General features: G+C 47.5%; 15 protein-coding genes and 1 tRNA gene. 12 read left to right on the top strand and 4 right to left on the bottom strand.

What is annotated here, in order from left to right:
* Positions 1 to 23: 23 nt before the first annotated feature.
* The 4 genes from AC0WRU_RS19180 (at position 24) to AC0WRU_RS19165 (ending at position 3,390) form a co-directional block, all read left to right on the top strand.
* The gene (locus tag AC0WRU_RS19180; protein ID WP_476125950.1) at positions 24 to 1,046 is read left to right on the top strand and encodes an MBL fold metallo-hydrolase; all 1,023 of its coding nucleotides are present in this window, start codon (positions 24 to 26) and stop codon (positions 1,044 to 1,046) included.
* A 52-nt stretch (positions 1,047 to 1,098) separates the two neighbouring features.
* Positions 1,099 to 1,734, top strand: a complete 636-nt coding sequence (locus AC0WRU_RS19175; RefSeq protein ID WP_149094767.1) for an NAD(P)-dependent oxidoreductase — start codon at positions 1,099 to 1,101, stop codon at positions 1,732 to 1,734.
* 127 nt (positions 1,735 to 1,861) lie between these two features.
* Positions 1,862 to 2,497 (top strand): TetR/AcrR family transcriptional regulator, encoded by a 636-nt coding sequence (locus tag AC0WRU_RS19170; RefSeq protein WP_476125949.1) that lies wholly within the window; start codon positions 1,862 to 1,864, stop codon positions 2,495 to 2,497.
* Positions 2,498 to 2,604: 107 nt separating this feature from the next.
* On the top strand, positions 2,605 to 3,390 hold the full coding sequence (locus AC0WRU_RS19165) for an SDR family NAD(P)-dependent oxidoreductase (RefSeq protein WP_192510738.1): 786 nt from the start codon (positions 2,605 to 2,607) through the stop codon (positions 3,388 to 3,390).
* A gap of 207 nt (positions 3,391 to 3,597) precedes the next feature.
* Here the strand turns inward: AC0WRU_RS19165 and AC0WRU_RS19160 are convergent, their stop codons facing one another.
* Positions 3,598 to 4,155: a phosphatidylglycerophosphatase A family protein gene (locus tag AC0WRU_RS19160; RefSeq protein ID WP_025685206.1), complete on the bottom strand. Its 558-nt coding sequence runs from the start codon at positions 4,153 to 4,155 to the stop codon at positions 3,598 to 3,600.
* A gap of 150 nt (positions 4,156 to 4,305) precedes the next feature.
* Here AC0WRU_RS19160 and AC0WRU_RS19155 point away from each other — a divergent pair, with 150 nt between their 5' ends.
* From AC0WRU_RS19155 to AC0WRU_RS19145, 3 genes are all read left to right on the top strand, one after another.
* Positions 4,306 to 5,364 (top strand): GerMN domain-containing protein, encoded by a 1,059-nt coding sequence (locus AC0WRU_RS19155; protein ID WP_476125948.1) that lies wholly within the window; start codon positions 4,306 to 4,308, stop codon positions 5,362 to 5,364.
* Between the two features lie 93 nt (positions 5,365 to 5,457).
* Positions 5,458 to 6,219 carry a ribonuclease PH gene (gene rph / locus AC0WRU_RS19150; protein ID WP_025685204.1) on the top strand — a complete coding sequence of 254 codons (762 nt, stop codon included), beginning with the start codon at positions 5,458 to 5,460 and terminating at the stop codon, positions 6,217 to 6,219.
* Complete coding sequence (locus AC0WRU_RS19145) at positions 6,219 to 6,851, top strand: XTP/dITP diphosphatase (protein ID WP_476125947.1); 633 nt, start codon at positions 6,219 to 6,221, stop codon at positions 6,849 to 6,851. Before rph ends, AC0WRU_RS19145 begins: the two co-directional genes overlap by 1 nt.
* Positions 6,852 to 7,022: 171 nt before the next feature.
* Here the strand turns inward: AC0WRU_RS19145 and asnB are convergent, their stop codons facing one another.
* A complete protein-coding gene (asnB, locus tag AC0WRU_RS19140; protein WP_476125946.1) occupies positions 7,023 to 8,867 on the bottom strand; it encodes an asparagine synthase (glutamine-hydrolyzing) in 1,845 nt (614 codons plus the stop codon).
* 164 nt (positions 8,868 to 9,031) lie between these two features.
* Between asnB and AC0WRU_RS19135 the strand changes: the two genes are divergently transcribed.
* Positions 9,032 to 9,391, top strand: a complete 360-nt coding sequence (locus tag AC0WRU_RS19135; RefSeq protein ID WP_134912985.1) for a hypothetical protein — start codon at positions 9,032 to 9,034, stop codon at positions 9,389 to 9,391.
* 300 nt (positions 9,392 to 9,691) lie between these two features.
* Here the strand turns inward: AC0WRU_RS19135 and AC0WRU_RS19130 are convergent, their stop codons facing one another.
* Positions 9,692 to 9,985: a magnetosome magnetite crystal formation protein family gene (locus AC0WRU_RS19130; protein ID WP_016324668.1), complete on the bottom strand. Its 294-nt coding sequence runs from the start codon at positions 9,983 to 9,985 to the stop codon at positions 9,692 to 9,694.
* A 175-nt stretch (positions 9,986 to 10,160) separates the two neighbouring features.
* Between AC0WRU_RS19130 and AC0WRU_RS19125 the strand changes: the two genes are divergently transcribed.
* Positions 10,161 to 10,234 (top strand) — tRNA-Arg (locus AC0WRU_RS19125).
* A 108-nt stretch (positions 10,235 to 10,342) separates the two neighbouring features.
* Positions 10,343 to 10,471, top strand: coding sequence for a hypothetical protein (locus AC0WRU_RS19120; protein WP_280740184.1), 129 nt, complete (start codon positions 10,343 to 10,345; stop codon positions 10,469 to 10,471).
* Between the two features lie 309 nt (positions 10,472 to 10,780).
* On the opposite strand, the gene AC0WRU_RS19115 is transcribed toward AC0WRU_RS19120, so the two are convergent.
* Positions 10,781 to 12,124 carry a 6-phospho-beta-glucosidase gene (locus tag AC0WRU_RS19115; RefSeq protein ID WP_476125945.1) on the bottom strand — a complete coding sequence of 448 codons (1,344 nt, stop codon included), beginning with the start codon at positions 12,122 to 12,124 and terminating at the stop codon, positions 10,781 to 10,783.
* Between the two features lie 177 nt (positions 12,125 to 12,301).
* Here AC0WRU_RS19115 and AC0WRU_RS19110 point away from each other — a divergent pair, with 177 nt between their 5' ends.
* Together AC0WRU_RS19110 and AC0WRU_RS19105 are read left to right on the top strand one after the other, a co-directional pair.
* Positions 12,302 to 13,270, top strand: a complete 969-nt coding sequence (locus tag AC0WRU_RS19110) for a LacI family DNA-binding transcriptional regulator (RefSeq protein ID WP_476125944.1) — start codon at positions 12,302 to 12,304, stop codon at positions 13,268 to 13,270.
* A 127-nt stretch (positions 13,271 to 13,397) separates the two neighbouring features.
* Positions 13,398 to 14,801: a helix-turn-helix domain-containing protein gene (locus tag AC0WRU_RS19105; RefSeq protein WP_476125943.1), complete on the top strand. Its 1,404-nt coding sequence runs from the start codon at positions 13,398 to 13,400 to the stop codon at positions 14,799 to 14,801.
* Positions 14,802 to 15,357: the final 556 nt, after the last annotated feature.

Genomic DNA, 15,357 nt, shown 5'->3' with positions numbered 1-15,357 from the left:
TACGGAAAGGCGGATGGGAAGCCATGAAGATGCCGGAGCTGACGCCGTGTGAACGAATAGATGGAGGTTTTCAGGTCAAAATATCGATGTCCTTTCCGCTGCGCTGGGTGAACAGCTATGTGCTGAAGGGGAAGGACGGCTTTACGATCGTAGACCCCGGCCCGCGCAGTACGGATACGGAGGAAGAATGGGCGCATGTCTTCCAGGAGCTTGGGATGTCCTTTGGTGATATCTCGGACATTGTCGTGACTCATCATCACCCGGATCATTATGGTTTGGCGGGCTGGATGCAGCAGCAAGGTCAGGCTCGTGTACATATGTCAGCGCGAAGCCATAAGGAAGCGATGATGATGTGGGGCCAGCCAGATTCACAAGCGGATATCTCTATGCCGATGGAGCAGAGGCTGCCAAGCTTTTTTGTCCGTCACGGCTTTCCTGTGGAGCAGGTATCGGCCTTGGAACTGCACATGCGGCAGGCTCATCTGCAAGTGAATCCACAGCCTGATATCACCGTTATTCCTGTCGGGGAGGATGCCCGTCTGGAATGGGATGGGCGTGGCTGGCTGCCCATTGAGACAGGGGGGCATGCGCCCGGACATATCTCTTTGTATGAGCCGAATAGCGGCGTTATTCTGTGCGGTGACGCGGTTTTGCCAAGGATTTCGCCTAATATCAGTCTGCTGCCGGGAAGTGACCCCCAGCCCTTACAGTCTTTTTTGAATGGTTTGCAGCGGCTTGGCGAGCTAGAGGTAGCGTGGGCATATCCGGGGCACCGTAATCCGTTTGGTTATTTTCGTGAACGGACGCAGGCGCTGCTGGAGCATCATGAAGAACGGCTGGACAAGTTCCATGAATTGATCCAGCCAGAGGGCAGTACAGCCTATGAGCTGTGTATTGCTATATTTAGTGACAAACTGGGGATTCATCAGCTACGGTTTGCCATGTCCGAGACACTGGCTCATCTGGTGGAACTGGAGCGACGCGGTCGGGCCTCTATAAGCGAGACGAACCCTATCGCACGTTTCTATCCACTTCGCGGGAAATAATGGCGGAAAGTAACAGAAGGACAACGGCATCCATGCCGGGAAAGAGGCTTTTATGAATTTGCTGCTGCTGGGGGCTACCGGACGTGTGGGGCGTTTTATCCTGGAATATGCATTAGCGGACGGTCATACTGTTACAGCTCTTGTTCGTTCACCGGACAAGCTGGAGGATTACATATTAAGATATGGGACGCTGCTCCAGATCGTACAAGGAGATGCCACCAACGCTGAGGATGTAGCGCAAGCGCTGGAGGGTGGGACGACGGCTGTCATCAGCGCGTTGAATACGGATGGAACCAAGACCTTATCCGTGAATATCCGTTTGCTGATCCGGCTTATGCAGGAGCAGTCCGTTCCCCGGCTCATTACAGTGGGGACGGCAGGGATTTTACAGAGCCGGACGGAGCCGGGTTTGTATCGGTATGAATCCTCCGAGCCCCGGCGGCGCAGCACCCGTGCGGCTGAGGAACACCGCCGGGTGTACGAACGGCTGCGCGATTCGGCGCTGGACTGGACAATAGTCTGCCCGACATGGCTGCCGGACGGAGCGCGGACGGGCATATATCGCGTGGAAAAGGATCTGCTGCCCGAGGGTGGCACACAAATTACGACCGCTGACACGGCCGATTTTACCTATCGTCAGTTGAGTAGTAGCGATTTTCTACACACACGGGTAGGCATTGCCTATTGATGCTGTACGAGTTTAATATTTGACAAAAATTCAGAATTAGAATACTATGATTCTTGTCGGTAACGTTGTTTCCGAAAAGATCACGTTCAAACTCTACGTTAAAAATAGTAAGGAAGTGCATTAAAAAATGTCCGAGCCATCGCATCCCTATAAAACCTATTCGGAAGTGAAGCTACAGCAGCAGCAATTGCTACGTAAAAATGTCATTGATGCGGCATGTATCCTTCTTGCGGAAGAAGGGCCAGAGGCTGTGACCGTGCGACGAGTTGCCCAGAAATTAAGCTGTTCCACCAAGATTATTTACAGTATTTTCGGCAGCAAGGATGGTCTCGCCAATGAGATGTACCTGGATGGATGTCGGCTATTGGCCGAAACCTTTCAACAAGTTGCAAGCACCGATAACGTACTCGCTGATCTGGAAGCCCTAAGTTGGGCGTATTGGCAATTTGCACAGCTTCATTCAGCCTATTACAAAATGATGTTTGGCGGGGCTTTATCTGATTTTAAACCGGATGAACAGAGTTTGGAGGGTACAACTACGGCCCTATCTCGAATTCTGGAAACCGTCATACACGCTATGGAGCAGGGTGAACTGGAAGAACATGATCCGCTGCTGGTTGTCCGGATGTTCTGGTCTGCTTTACATGGAGTCATACATCTTCAGTTTGCAGGTCATTTTGAAGTAGATATGGCTCAAGGGGTGTATGCATTTACACTGAGGAATACGCTCGCAGCATTTAAAACATCCTCATCCCAATCTTAAGATATAAGGTGTACTGAGGTCGTCATAATAGGTGACTTCAGTTCATTTTGGAACAATGGTAACAATGTTTCTAAAATAAAACAACGATACTATGGAGGTTCATAATCATGTTTATGTACGCAAACAAAACAGCTCTGATCACAGGCGCATCATCCGGTATTGGCGAAGCCTTTGCCTATTCGCTGGCAGCTCAAAAATGCAATCTCATTTTGGTGGCACGTAATGAAACGAAGTTGAAGGCGTTGGCTAAAGAGCTTTCTGCTAAATACAATGTAAAGACAACAGTCATCGCACTTGATCTTTCTGCGATAGGAGCACCGCAAACATTACACCAGGAGGTTCAAAAACATCAACTAAAGGTGGATCTCTTAATTAACAACGCAGGCTTTGCCACCTATGGATACTTTGAACAGGTTTCAGGAGAACGGCAGCATGAGGAAGTCATCCTCAATGTGGCTGCTTTAGTCGATATCACACATGCATTTATGCCTGATTTATTGCGTAACCGGGATGGCGGATTAATCAATGTTTCTTCCACAGCCGCATTTCAGCCCGATCCGTATATGGCGGTGTATGGAGCAACCAAAGCATTTGTGCTTTCTTTTAGTGAAGCTCTATGGGCCGAAAATCGGAAACGGGGGCTTAAAGTTCTGGCCCTTTGTCCAGGCTCAACAGAAACGCCGTTTTTTGATATTGTTGGCGCAAGTGAAGCGTCAGTTGGAATTAGGGAAACTCCCCAAACCGTTGTGAAGAACGCGCTGAGAGCATTTGAAAAGGGGCGTAGTCACATCATTTCCGGTCGCCAAAACTATTGGGTAGCTCAGGTGTCCCGGTTCTTCTCTCGTCAATCCATGCTGGGAATTGTAGAACGTACACTGCGCCCAAAAAATTAAATCAGATTGTAACCACTACGTTAGTCTACCCTATGTTCCGGGTCTGATCGTTTCTCATTCGAATCAGACCCGGCATTTCTGCTTACATAGATCAAGCGCTCAGACGCTACTTCAGCTCTCTGGAATTTAGTAAAATCCCATTCCACAGTGCAATAGCCTGATCATAATCGTCAGCCTTCATCGTGCGGAATGTATATCCTTCTTTAATTAACGGGTTGTATTCGGTGCGCTTTCTTCTCCAAGCTCCTGTTCGCGCTCTGCCTGTTTGCGATGGGCGATACGACTGCTGGCCGAAGCTGCGATAGCGCCCACAATATCGTCCAGAAACGTATGGATCGGCCCCAGACTTTTATCGTTCAGCCGTTCCAGCACACCCGGTTTAAGCTTATCGACATAACCGTAATTCGTAAATCCAATGCTGCCGTATACATTCACAATGGAAAAAGCCAAAATTTCATCCACTCCGTATAGCCCTTCATCATTTTCAATCATATCCTGCAAGGGGGGAAGGAGAGCGCCTTGCTCGGCAAGGATATCCAGTTGGATGCCTGTGAGCACCGCATTTTGAACCTCGCGCTTCATCAGCACCTTTTCCACATTCTCCATACATTCTTCCATCGTTAAATTCGGATAATATTTTTTTTGTAAAAGCATGACCAGCTCTGCGATCTCTGTAAGGTTTACACCACGCTTGTGCAGCCATTCGCGGGTGGCATCGGCTACCTTTTTACTGTTCAGGCTATAAGGCACTTTTTTCTTGTCCATAAAGTTGAAGCTCCCTCCTCGTATCGTTCCTGATTTCTACTACAATATGACCAGTGTGTCCAGTCGGCTGAAAAAGTAGTTATTTTTTACGCGAGGCTTGTATACATATTAGTACAATCTGTACAAAATTGTTAGGGAGGAACTTCATTTATGAACATAAAACATCCATTGCGCGTGACGTCCGTAGTAGGGCTGCTGTCCCTGCCGTTGTTATTGTCCGGCTGCAGCCTTTTCGGCAACGAATCGGCATCTATTGATCCCCCGCCATCCACGACGGAGCAGTCCATGATTAAGGCGGTGACCGGAAAAGCTCCCGTCAGCACCGGACAGCTGAGAGCTGTATTTTTACAGGATCATAACGGTTTGCTGGCTCCGGTATCCTTGCCGATTGCTACAGGTGATGTGCAGGCGGATGCCAAGTCGGCGCTGGAAACGCTGGTTGAGGGCGGGCCGTATGCCGGACTGTTACCAGAGGGCTTCAAGGGCGTGCTGCCACAAGGTACGGAAGTGAAGAGTGTAACGGTGGACAAGAACAACAAGCTGGCAGTCGTCGAATTCAACAAATCGTTCGGCAGCTACAAGGCACAGGAAGAACGCAAATTGATGGAAAGCTTGACCTGGACCCTGACTGACCGTCCCGATATTCAAAGTGTACAAATCTGGGTGGATGGCAAAAAGCTGAATGAAATGCCTGTTGGCGGCACACCGCTGGATCATCCGTTGACCCGTGCAGTAGGCATTAATCTGGAGGTTGGTCATGGCGTAACGCCACTGGATTCCAGTCCGGTCACCGTGTATTTCTCCTCATCTTCTCCTGCTGGAGTTCAATATTATGTGCCTGTAACACGGTTGGTCAGCCCGGAAAAAGATCGTGTTCAGTCCGCGCTGCATCAGTTGATCCAGGGTCCGCAGACCAAGGACGGATTACAGGAAGTCATGACAGGGGAGACCGCTCTGAAATCGGTAGAACGCTCCAAAGATAACGTGATTACGGTATCGCTCTCGGATGATATGTTTGCCAAGGGAGAAGCGGTGCCTGCCGAGTTTCTGGAATCGGTCGTGCTGACGGCGGCAGATAATTCAGAGGATGCGGTTAAAACCAAAATTCGAATTGAGCTGAACGGTGAAAAAAGCGTGATTGGACAAAATAATCAGAATTATGGAGAGCCTGTAGCCAAGCCGCAGCATATTAACGAAATTCCTCTTTAAGGACGGGGAATCGTCCTTGGGGTGCTTTTGCCTGCACACTTTGGTAGAATAAATGTACAAGAACAGGTTGCATACGACGTAGGAGGAAAAAGCATGAGTAGATCTAACGGACGAAACAGTGATGAGCTGCGCCCGATGAAATTGACAGCAGGAGTAAATAAGTATGCGGAGGGCTCTGTTTTTATAGAGGTTGGCGAGACGAAAGTCATCTGTACGGCTACCGTGGAAGAACGCGTTCCACCCTTTATGAAGGGACAAGGAAAGGGCTGGGTAACGGCAGAGTATTCCATGCTTCCGAGGGCGACCCATACGCGTAATCAACGAGAAGCTGCACGTGGGAAGCTGACAGGCCGGACGATGGAAATTCAACGTCTGATCGGAAGAGCGCTGCGTTCGGTTGTGAATTTGCAGGCGCTGGGTGAGCGGACGATTACGCTCGACTGTGACGTGATTCAGGCGGATGGCGGCACACGCACGACCTCAATTACCGGTTCTTTCGTAGCGCTGGCGATTGCTGTGAATAAAATTGCGCTACAGCACAAGCTGCCTGTTTTTCCAATTACCGATTTTCTGGCATCCGTCAGCGTGGGGGTTGTTGGCGGCAAAGCGCTGCTGGACCTGAACTATGAAGAGGATTCCAAGGCTAAGGTAGACATGAATCTCGTAATGACGGGTGGCGGCAAGTATGTTGAGCTGCAAGGTACGGGGGAAGAAAGCCCGTTCGACCGTCAAGAGCTGGATCAACTGCTCAGCTTGGGTGAACAAGGAATTCTGCAAATGATTGAGCGTCAAAAAGAGGTGCTCGGACCGATTGCAGACAAGATCGGAGCAGGACGTGCGGGGGCTGGGGCCTGATGCTGTTGGAGGGTCCGGTTGTTATTGTCGCTACGAAGAATAAAGGGAAGGTGCGGGAGTTCGCACATGCCTTTGCTCCGTTTGGCAAGGAAGTCAAAAGCATGTATGACTACCCCGATATTCCTGCTGTCGTTGAGGATGGTAAAACCTTTGCCGAGAATGCGCTGAAAAAGGCCAAAGCGGTCGGAGATGTGCTCGGATTGCCCGTGCTGGCTGACGATTCCGGCCTGTGTGTGGATTTGCTGGACGGAGCGCCGGGCGTATACTCGGCCCGTTATGCCGGGGAAGGCGCCAGCGATCACGAAAACAATATCAAGCTGCTCGACGTTCTGGAATCGAAGCAGCTTGGTGATGATACCGGACAGCCTTTGCTGAGCCCGGCTCAATTCGTCTGTACCTTGATTCTGTATAATCCGCAGACAGGGGAGACCTTGGAATCGACTGGCTCGGTGGATGGCTGGATTACAACGGAAACCGCAGGCAGCGGGGGATTCGGCTATGACCCGTTGTTTTATTTGCCGGAGTTTGAAAAGACGATGGCCGAGCTGACGCTGGAACAAAAGCAAGCCATCAGCCACCGTGGTGTAGCATTGCGGGGCTTGGTGAACAAGCTGGGGAATCCGCAGGCATAGCTTGATATAAGTAACAGGCCAGACACATAACGATCAAAAGGCTATCCGCCAGTCATGAGCTGCGGATAGCCTTTTTGGCTTTCACTATTTCTCGTCGTTATTTCCCGTATACGACGAACAAATCACCGTTCTTTGCCTCGAAGCCTGCTGCTTTAGCTATTGGTTTAATTCTTACCGAATCGCTACCTTGTAAGTGCGCAGCCAATTATCCACTTGAGCCAAATATGCGAACAATTGAGGACCCGACATCAGTTGACCGAACCAGGGCAGGTTGGTGGATGCCTCCGGTGAGGCCGCGATATCCCGTACTTTTTGCGCATCAATCAGCCTGAGCAGCGGGGAGGAGGAATCATCCAATAGATCCAGCGCCTGTTTTTTCACAGCAGCAAGATAGGAAGGGTTATGCGTTTTGGGATACGGGCTTTTTTTGCGATACAGCACATCATCCGGCAGTACACCCTCCAGTGCCTTTCGCAAAATACCTTTTTCACGTCCGCCCGTCATTTTAATACTCCACGGGATGTTCCATACATACTGCACCAGCCGATGGTCGCAATACGGCACCCGCACTTCCAGTCCGGCCCCCATACTCATCCGATCCTTGCGGTCCAGCAGAGTAGGCATAAAGCGGGTGATGTTCAAATAGGACATGACGCGCATTTGCGCGGCTTTATCTGCTTCCCCCGGCAGCTTTGGCACTTCTCCTACCGCTTCCGAGTAGCGGTCGTTCAAATACTCCAAGGGCTTGATCCAGTCCCGCACCTCGGGAGACAGCAGACTGGCTCTCATGTCGGGAGCGACTGCCCACGGGAATGTGCCCGAATTGAGCATATCCTCCCGATGGAACCACGGATATCCGCCAAACACTTCATCCGCCGCTTCACCGGAAATGGCGACAGTGGCCCCCTTTTTAATCTCCCGGCAAAAGAGATACAGCGACGAATCCACATCCGCCATACCGGGCAAATCCCGCGTTAGTGTGGAGTTGTTCAGCGCTGCTACAACCTCGGGCGTATCGAATTCGATCCAGTGATGGTTCGTACCTAACTCATCGACCATCCGCTGAATCCATGGGGCATCGGCTCCGGGCTGGAACGCATGGGCTTTAAAATGCTTGTCGTTATCCACATAATCGACCGAATACGTATGAACTTGTCCCTGCCCGGTACGCTTGTAATAATCGACAGCCAGCGCGGACAGTGCGCTTGAATCCAGACCGCCCGACAGCAAGGTGCATACCGGAACGTCTGAAATGAGTTGCCGCTCCACCGTATCCAGCAACAGCTCGCGTACCTTGAGTGCTGTTTCTTCGGTGTTATCCTCATGTGCAAAGCTTTCCAGCTTCCAGTAGGCTTGAATGCGCACACCGTCGCGGCTGTACGTTAGCGTATGTCCGGGGCGCAGCTCCTTCATGGACGAATAGACGCCGTGTCCGGGGGTGCGTGCAGGCCCGATGATAAAAATTTCGGCCAATCCCTCGGCGTCGACTGCGGCTTCTACCGCAGGGTGCTGGAGCAGCGCTTTGGGTTCTGAGCCAAATACGAATACTTCTTCGGTGTGGCTATAAAATAACGGCTTCACTCCCAGCCGATCCCGTGCCAGAAATACCTGCTCCCGCTCACTATCCCAGACCGCAAACGCAAAAATGCCGTTTAACCGATCCACACATTCGGGGCCCCATTCGATATAGGATTCGAGCAGCACCTCCGTGTCGCATTGTGTACGGAAAAAATGCCCGCGCTGTTGGAGCTCTTTTTTCAGCTCAGGCGCGTTATATATTTCCCCGTTATATACAATCGTATAAGTGATATCCTCTAGCTGCCGGATCATGGGCTGAGCGCCATTTTCCGGGTCCATAACGCTCAGTCTTCGGTGTCCGAAGGCACACGGGTTGGATATCCAGGTGCCCGCAGCATCCGGTCCGCGATCGGAGAGCGTTTGCGTCATATTGAGCAGTAGCTCCGATTGATGCATTAAGTCTCCGTTCCACTGTATGAAACCAGTAATTCCGCACATGTCTGTTCATCCTCTCTTTGTCGTGTTCATCCAGTGTTGGAATGAATCAAAAACTAAATCCCCAGTTCATCAGTATATATGCCGAAAAGAAGCATAAAATGTCTGTCCGTTCCGAAAACTACAAATGGGGAAACTCGTGTATTCGCAAGGAAGGAGGAAGGCAAATGTACTACATCAAGGATGCTAAAATACGCCGCTTCACCGAACTTGACGGAGTACGCTGCGCAGAGGTAGAGGTACGGCCCGGCGCGGCAGATGACCCGGAACTGCTGGTCTACATCACCGCCACCAATCAGCAGGACCGTCAGGAAGGTTATGACGTGGTACGCATCATTCGTAATGACGCCGATTTGGCGCTGGATTGGTACGATAATAATCTGCATTCCGCGTTTGAGGAAGTGACGGACAAGGCTTTTACCGACTCCACACACATTACGGCCGGGGAAGAACGGGAAAAGTTTAAAAGAGAGTTACTTTCCTATGGGCAGCTCAGCACGGAATTTGCCAAGGAGTTCGGGGCATGAGGATATGGTGTGCTATGCCTCGGCTTTTGTTAATTTGGGCTCCGGCGCCATCGCCGAATCAGCGTGAAAGGAGGGGAAAATCATAGACAGCAAAGCGAAGTACAAAAAAAATAAAGGCAGCAGTTATATTCATAACAATGAATTTGCGGAAGAAGTGCTGGAGAAAAACGTAAGACACGAGGTACGGAGAAGTCCTAAACGCTTTGGTAATAAATAAATAAATTTGTATATTGAAAATTTTTAAAGAAGCCTCCGTATCCCGCTTAACTCGCGGAATAAAAGGAGGCTTCTTCTTCAGATTTATGCGGCTTCACGGAGCGTCATGATGCCTTTGTAGATGTTGTAGACAAATACCCCGAGATAGACCACTACGAATAGCAGTACAAACCCGATAACTGAACCTGCATGATTCGCCGTTATAATAAAATACACCAGCGGAATCGCCGCAATAATGGGGAAAATATGCGATAAAATAGCTTTTTTTGCATGTCCCTGAACATATTCGTCCCGTACTGCAATCCACACAATGACAGGCACTAGAAAAGGCGCGAAGAAAATGCTGAAATAACAAAGTGATGACAATAGACCTCTCACGGATTATATACCTCCTTCGTAGCATGGCCTTTGTACATAATACCCCGTCAGCGTCCAAATGATTCCTTTTGCAGCCTGTTTACTTGTACAATAAAAAAATGCTTTTGACAGTTAGCAAAAATATGATATAATAATCAATGCGCTGAATACATAAGGCTCCAACGAATACCATTTTGTCCCAGTAGCTCAGCTGGATAGAGCAACGGCCTTCTAAGCCGTCGGTCGGGGGTTCGAATCCCTCCTGGGACGTACAGCAAGAAATGAAAAGCTCCTGTACAGGAGCTTTTTTTGTGTTTAGTTGCACAATAGCAACCATTGTAATTGGTTCAATCCAGATCACAAGGGTAATGGGTAATCGTGAAAAAACTTGAAAAAGGACTGATTACGGGCCCAAACCATACTGAGGGAACCGGCAGCGGATTCGGCAAAGGAGCAGTTCTGGAGCTTGCCCGCAAAGTCCACAAGGTTATTGCCACGTTAGAATAAGCGCACCTATTACCGATCTCAAGGATATTGCTCGTCCTGAGGGATTGTTTCTGGAAAAATTCGACTTTGATATATTTGTTGCCGACGCGGGTTTATCCTCAGCAGTCGGAAGAACAAGTCAAACAGTCAGAAGCGAAGCTCCGGGACCAGACGATCTAGGCCAGAATAGATGGAAAAATCAAAAAAAGGCTGTTTTTCGTGCATTCAGCATGTATACATGAGAACAGGGACGAACCAAGATCGGCACGTCCCTAATTAACTATTTAATTATGAAAGCTTGCTTTCAGCGTAGACATAATGTCTAAAGCTTTATACCGTCGCCTTCGCCTTATGAGCAAAAAATTGTGGCAAATGCTCCTTATGCGCTTCCAGCAATTCATCCAGCACCGTTTGGGCGATGTCGCCGCTTGGTACGAGCGGATTCAGGGTGAAGGCTTGCAGAGCTGTTGCGTAGTCACCCGTTACTGCCGCTTCAATCGTCAATTCTTCCATCGCCTTCATCACTTGCAGCAAGCCGCGCTGTGCAGGCGGGAATTTGCCGAAGTTCACGGGTTCTGCACCATGTGCGCGAATCACACTGGTAATTTCAATCGCGCTGTCATAAGGGACATCATCAATTGCACCATTGTTACGTGTGCTAACCACCATCAGTGTGCCTTTGTTGTTATAGATGGAATTAATGATTTCACAGGCTGCATCGCTGTAATGCGCACCGCCGCGTTTGGATAGTTCCTCCGGTTTGTAATCCAGATTCGGATCTTTATACAGTTCAAACAGGCTTTCTTCCAGACGTTTGACGACTTGACCCCGAGTTCCTTCATTTTTGGCTTCCTCTAGTTCTTCCTTCAGCATGCTATCCGTCATGTAGTAATAACGATGGTATGGACAAGGCAGCATTTTTAAATGACGCACTTGATCATACAGGAAGCGCATATTCTTAATATTTTCAACGACTTTTTCTGGCTTTGCGCCGGGAGCGTACAATCCTTCAATGACTTGCTCTGTTAATTCGGCCCCGGTTTTGTCATAAACTTTGTGCCAATGAAGGTGGTTAATCCCTGCAAATTTAAAGAACAGCTCGTCTTCCGGTTTGTCCAGCACAGCCGATGCACTCTTGATCGCGCCGATTGGAACATTACATAATCCGATGACTTTGTCCCACTGACCATAACGAAGTACGGCTTCGGTGACCATACCCGCAGGGTTGGTGAAATTGATAAGCCACGCATTCGGACACAATTCTTTCATATCTTCAACAATGCTCAGGATGACAGGAATGGTACGGAAGGCTTTGAACATCCCTCCGGCACCGTTGGTCTCCTGACCGATCATACCGTGTTTTAAAGGAATACTTTCATCTTTAATCCGAGCTTCGAGCAAGCCTACCCGAAATTGGGTCGTTACAAAATCGGCATCCTTCAAGGCTTCCCGACGATCCAGCGTCAAATGTACTTCACAATCAATGCCTGCTGCCTTCACCATCCGTTTAGCCATGGCGCCCACGATCTCCAGCTTTTCGCGTCCTGCCTCAATGTCTACCAGCCACAATTCCCGAATGGGAAGCTCTGCATAACGTTTGATGAAGCCTTCCACTAATTCCGGAGTATAGCTGGAGCCGCCACCGATAGTCGCAATCTTTATGCCTTTTTTCATGATTGTTACCTCCCTGAATACTTTTTTTAAAACCGCTTTCTCAAGCTTCTATTTCACTGTAATCTCTGTAATGCATTACAGGTCAAGGATTTTAAAAAAACATATTATAGGATGCAGCGAGGTCATAGAGGCTTAGCCCAAGGACATGTTAGAATAGAGGAGAACGAGGTGAGGACTGTGGCGAATATTCATGAAATTGCAAAGCTTGCGGGTGTATCCTCGGCAACGGTGTCCCGTGTCATTAATAACCACCCGTATGTGAGTGAATCGACAAGACAGCGTGTACAGGAGGTCATAGACCGACTGGATTATGTTCCTAATTTAAATGCGATTTCTTTAAAAACGGGCATGACAAAGCTCATAGGAATTATTTCAATTTCTTTTAATGATTCATTAAATTTATTTGTGCGTGGTTTTACGATGTATGCTCAGGAGCATGGCTTTAATATAGCGCTTTTTATTACGAATGGGGATAAGGAGCGGGAGCTTGAAGCACTGGAAATGTTGCGAAGAAAGCAGTTGGATGCCTTGGTTTGTATGATTCGCGTCAATGAGTGGAGTGTGATCGAGCATTATACCAAATATGGTCCGATTGTGACATGGCAGCGTGTGAGCATAGAGGCAATTCCGTCTGTATTTATGGATCAGTATCAGGGCTATACGCTGGCGTTAGAGCATTTGTATGCCAGAGGATACCGGAGAATTGCAAATGTGTATGGCAATATGCGAGGGCTTAATACGAAGGAACGCATCCGGGCCTATCATGATTTTTGCCGAAAATATGATTTGGACGCTGAGGTCTTCCCGCATTTTTATAATTTGAATACCATTGAAGCCGGTGAAAATATCGCCCATTGGTGGATAGAACAAACGGACAAACCGGATGCCTTCGCTTGTTCTACAGATTATTTGGCAGCAGGGCTGCTGACCGAAGCACGCAGGCTTGACGTTTCTGTGCCGGATCAATTTGCGGTGGTCGGCTTTGATAACACAGAAATTTCGCATTTGCTTGATTTAACAACGATTCATTACCCGATTGATAAACAAGCTGAGAACGCATTCATCCTGATTCGCAACACCCTTGAAGGGCTGGATGAAACATTACATCATTTGGAGTTCAAGCTAGTGGAGAGGGTGACCACCTGATTTGGGAAACAGTTTTGTTTGGATTGCTAATATAGAGAAAAAGTACATTGACACATGCCAATTTTTGGACAATAATTCGAGGTGAGATTATAAAATTTGGATTTTTTGTATGAAAGGTGGTTATGAATTGGAACATACACCTAAGATTTTAGCGGAGTTGGACAATTACTTAAGGGAAAATAACTTGACTATAGCAGAATTTGCGGAGCGTTCAGGTGTTCATCAAAGAACGCTTAATACTTGGGTTACGAAGCATCGCCCTGTAGCTATACATCAGTTGGATCGAATCACACTGGCAATGGGATTACCAGAGGGCTATTATTACGACCGATACATAGATGATTACATCATCGAACGTTCCCCGGATTGGCGGCGAATTGAGCCCGTATTGTATCGCTGTGCTGAACTGGATAAGCTGAAGGCGATTCAGCGTGTAGTTGGGCATATCATGGACAAGCTGCTATATTCCCCGAAGCTATTTGATGCAGCGGAAAAACTGTTCGCACAAGGTCGGCACGCTGCTGCGTTGTTGCTTTTTGAGGGGGTTGCGGAAGCGGAGAAATACCAGCATTCTGAACGCTTGGCCATATGTCAATATCGTATATTCACGATTCAGATTGGAGACGATCAAAACCTAAATCTCAGGGCAGCTACGATATTTGAAGCTTTTGTTGAACGCCTAGATGAAATAGACCAGCTTGACGCATTGAAGGACTTGGCAAACGTGTATAGGTCTTTGCGTCTATGGGACAAGGTAGAGGAAATGGCGAGAAAAATGAGAGATAAAGCGGAAATCCAATATACTTTGAAACATCAGCAGAAGAAGCAAAAGCGCGTGGAGCCTGATAGAAGGCTGAGTCGTCCCATGTTTGTATACATCACCTATGCCGATTTACTGTGTGCAATTGTCTGTGACGCCCAAGGCGATTATCAACAAGCTCTAGATTATACATACGCCTACGCTAATTTAGATTGGGTCAAAGAGACGGACGAGGATACTCTGCATTGGATCAAACTGTATCAACATTGGGCAAAAGGTAATACCTATGTAAACAAACTCCTGTCTGGAGATACAAGTGTGCTTCTGGATTATGTTGAATATATTTGTACTTCACCTGATAAGTCGGAAAAGGAAATGGTTGCTAAGTTGATGAACGTTATGATTGCGGCTAACCAATACCATATAGATGTGAATCACATACTTAAACGTTTTGAAACGGTTATTGACTCTTTTGTGCAACAGGGGCAGCTATCTCCTGACATATATACTAAGCAAGTGGTTCCAGAACAATCAATGCATTTTAAATATGAACTGGCCAAATATTACTTGAATAAAGGAAGATACTCACATGGCTTTGAATACTTGCTAGACGTTTTATCTAAATCATTAGCCATTAATAAAGAAGCTTTTTTCATTAGGTGTATAGCATTATTTGAACAGTTTAAAAAGTTTGCAGACGTTAAGGCTCATGTGAAGTACGAAAGTTTAGTGAGTGAAGGGAAAAGAGAAAGATTATTTTATTATTGGTAGTAACTACTGTTTTATTCATGTTAGATTCAAATCCTGTATGTAAATATTATTGATAAGGTCTGGTTAGACAATGTAGAGAAAAATGGTTCTTTTGATCAGCGCAATTAGCTTTTTGTTTATCTTAGCTATGCCTGTTCAGCCGCATAGCCATAATCAGAGAATACAACTTCAAGAACAAATTGGAGGTGCTTAAACAGATAGGAACAAATAAATCCCCGCCAACCAATTAAGGTAACGGGGATTTATTTTATTATTTACTTTTTCTGAATATGAATATCCCAATAAGTGCAACAACTATTATAGCGGGAATTCGCCATGAATGCGGTAGAAATTTAGTTAACCATAGGGCAGCAAATACTGTGGCTATGCCAAATATTCTAATCGTTCATTGGGTTCAAATTTCTTCCTATTGAAGAATACATTCAAATAGCCTATTGCGGGGTTAATCATTAAAATTATGACCATTGGTTTTAAATACCACTTTCTTTTCATTCTTCCTCCGTCATTCGTCGTTGTTAATCACAGTTATTAAAGGAATTATCAAATCCATTGTCCA

The organism is Paenibacillus sp. 1-8, from assembly GCF_056316205.1.
This window is presented reverse-complemented; position numbering and strand designations above follow the sequence as displayed.

Coding starts and splice junctions, on each gene's coding strand:
- AC0WRU_RS19155 (WP_476125948.1), top strand. CDS start 4,306: ATGAACATAAAACATCCATTGCGCGTGACGTCCGTAGTAGGGCTGCTG.
- AC0WRU_RS19115 (WP_476125945.1), bottom strand. CDS start 12,124: ATGAAAAAAGGCATAAAGATTGCGACTATCGGTGGCGGCTCCAGCTAT.
- AC0WRU_RS19170 (WP_476125949.1), top strand. CDS start 1,862: ATGTCCGAGCCATCGCATCCCTATAAAACCTATTCGGAAGTGAAGCTA.
- AC0WRU_RS19135 (WP_134912985.1), top strand. CDS start 9,032: ATGTACTACATCAAGGATGCTAAAATACGCCGCTTCACCGAACTTGAC.
- AC0WRU_RS19180 (WP_476125950.1), top strand. CDS start 24: ATGAAGATGCCGGAGCTGACGCCGTGTGAACGAATAGATGGAGGTTTT.
- AC0WRU_RS19160 (WP_025685206.1), bottom strand. CDS start 4,155: ATGGACAAGAAAAAAGTGCCTTATAGCCTGAACAGTAAAAAGGTAGCC.
- AC0WRU_RS19145 (WP_476125947.1), top strand. CDS start 6,219: ATGCTGTTGGAGGGTCCGGTTGTTATTGTCGCTACGAAGAATAAAGGG.
- asnB (WP_476125946.1), bottom strand. CDS start 8,867: ATGTGCGGAATTACTGGTTTCATACAGTGGAACGGAGACTTAATGCAT.
- rph (WP_025685204.1), top strand. CDS start 5,458: ATGAGTAGATCTAACGGACGAAACAGTGATGAGCTGCGCCCGATGAAA.
- AC0WRU_RS19175 (WP_149094767.1), top strand. CDS start 1,099: ATGAATTTGCTGCTGCTGGGGGCTACCGGACGTGTGGGGCGTTTTATC.
- AC0WRU_RS19165 (WP_192510738.1), top strand. CDS start 2,605: ATGTTTATGTACGCAAACAAAACAGCTCTGATCACAGGCGCATCATCC.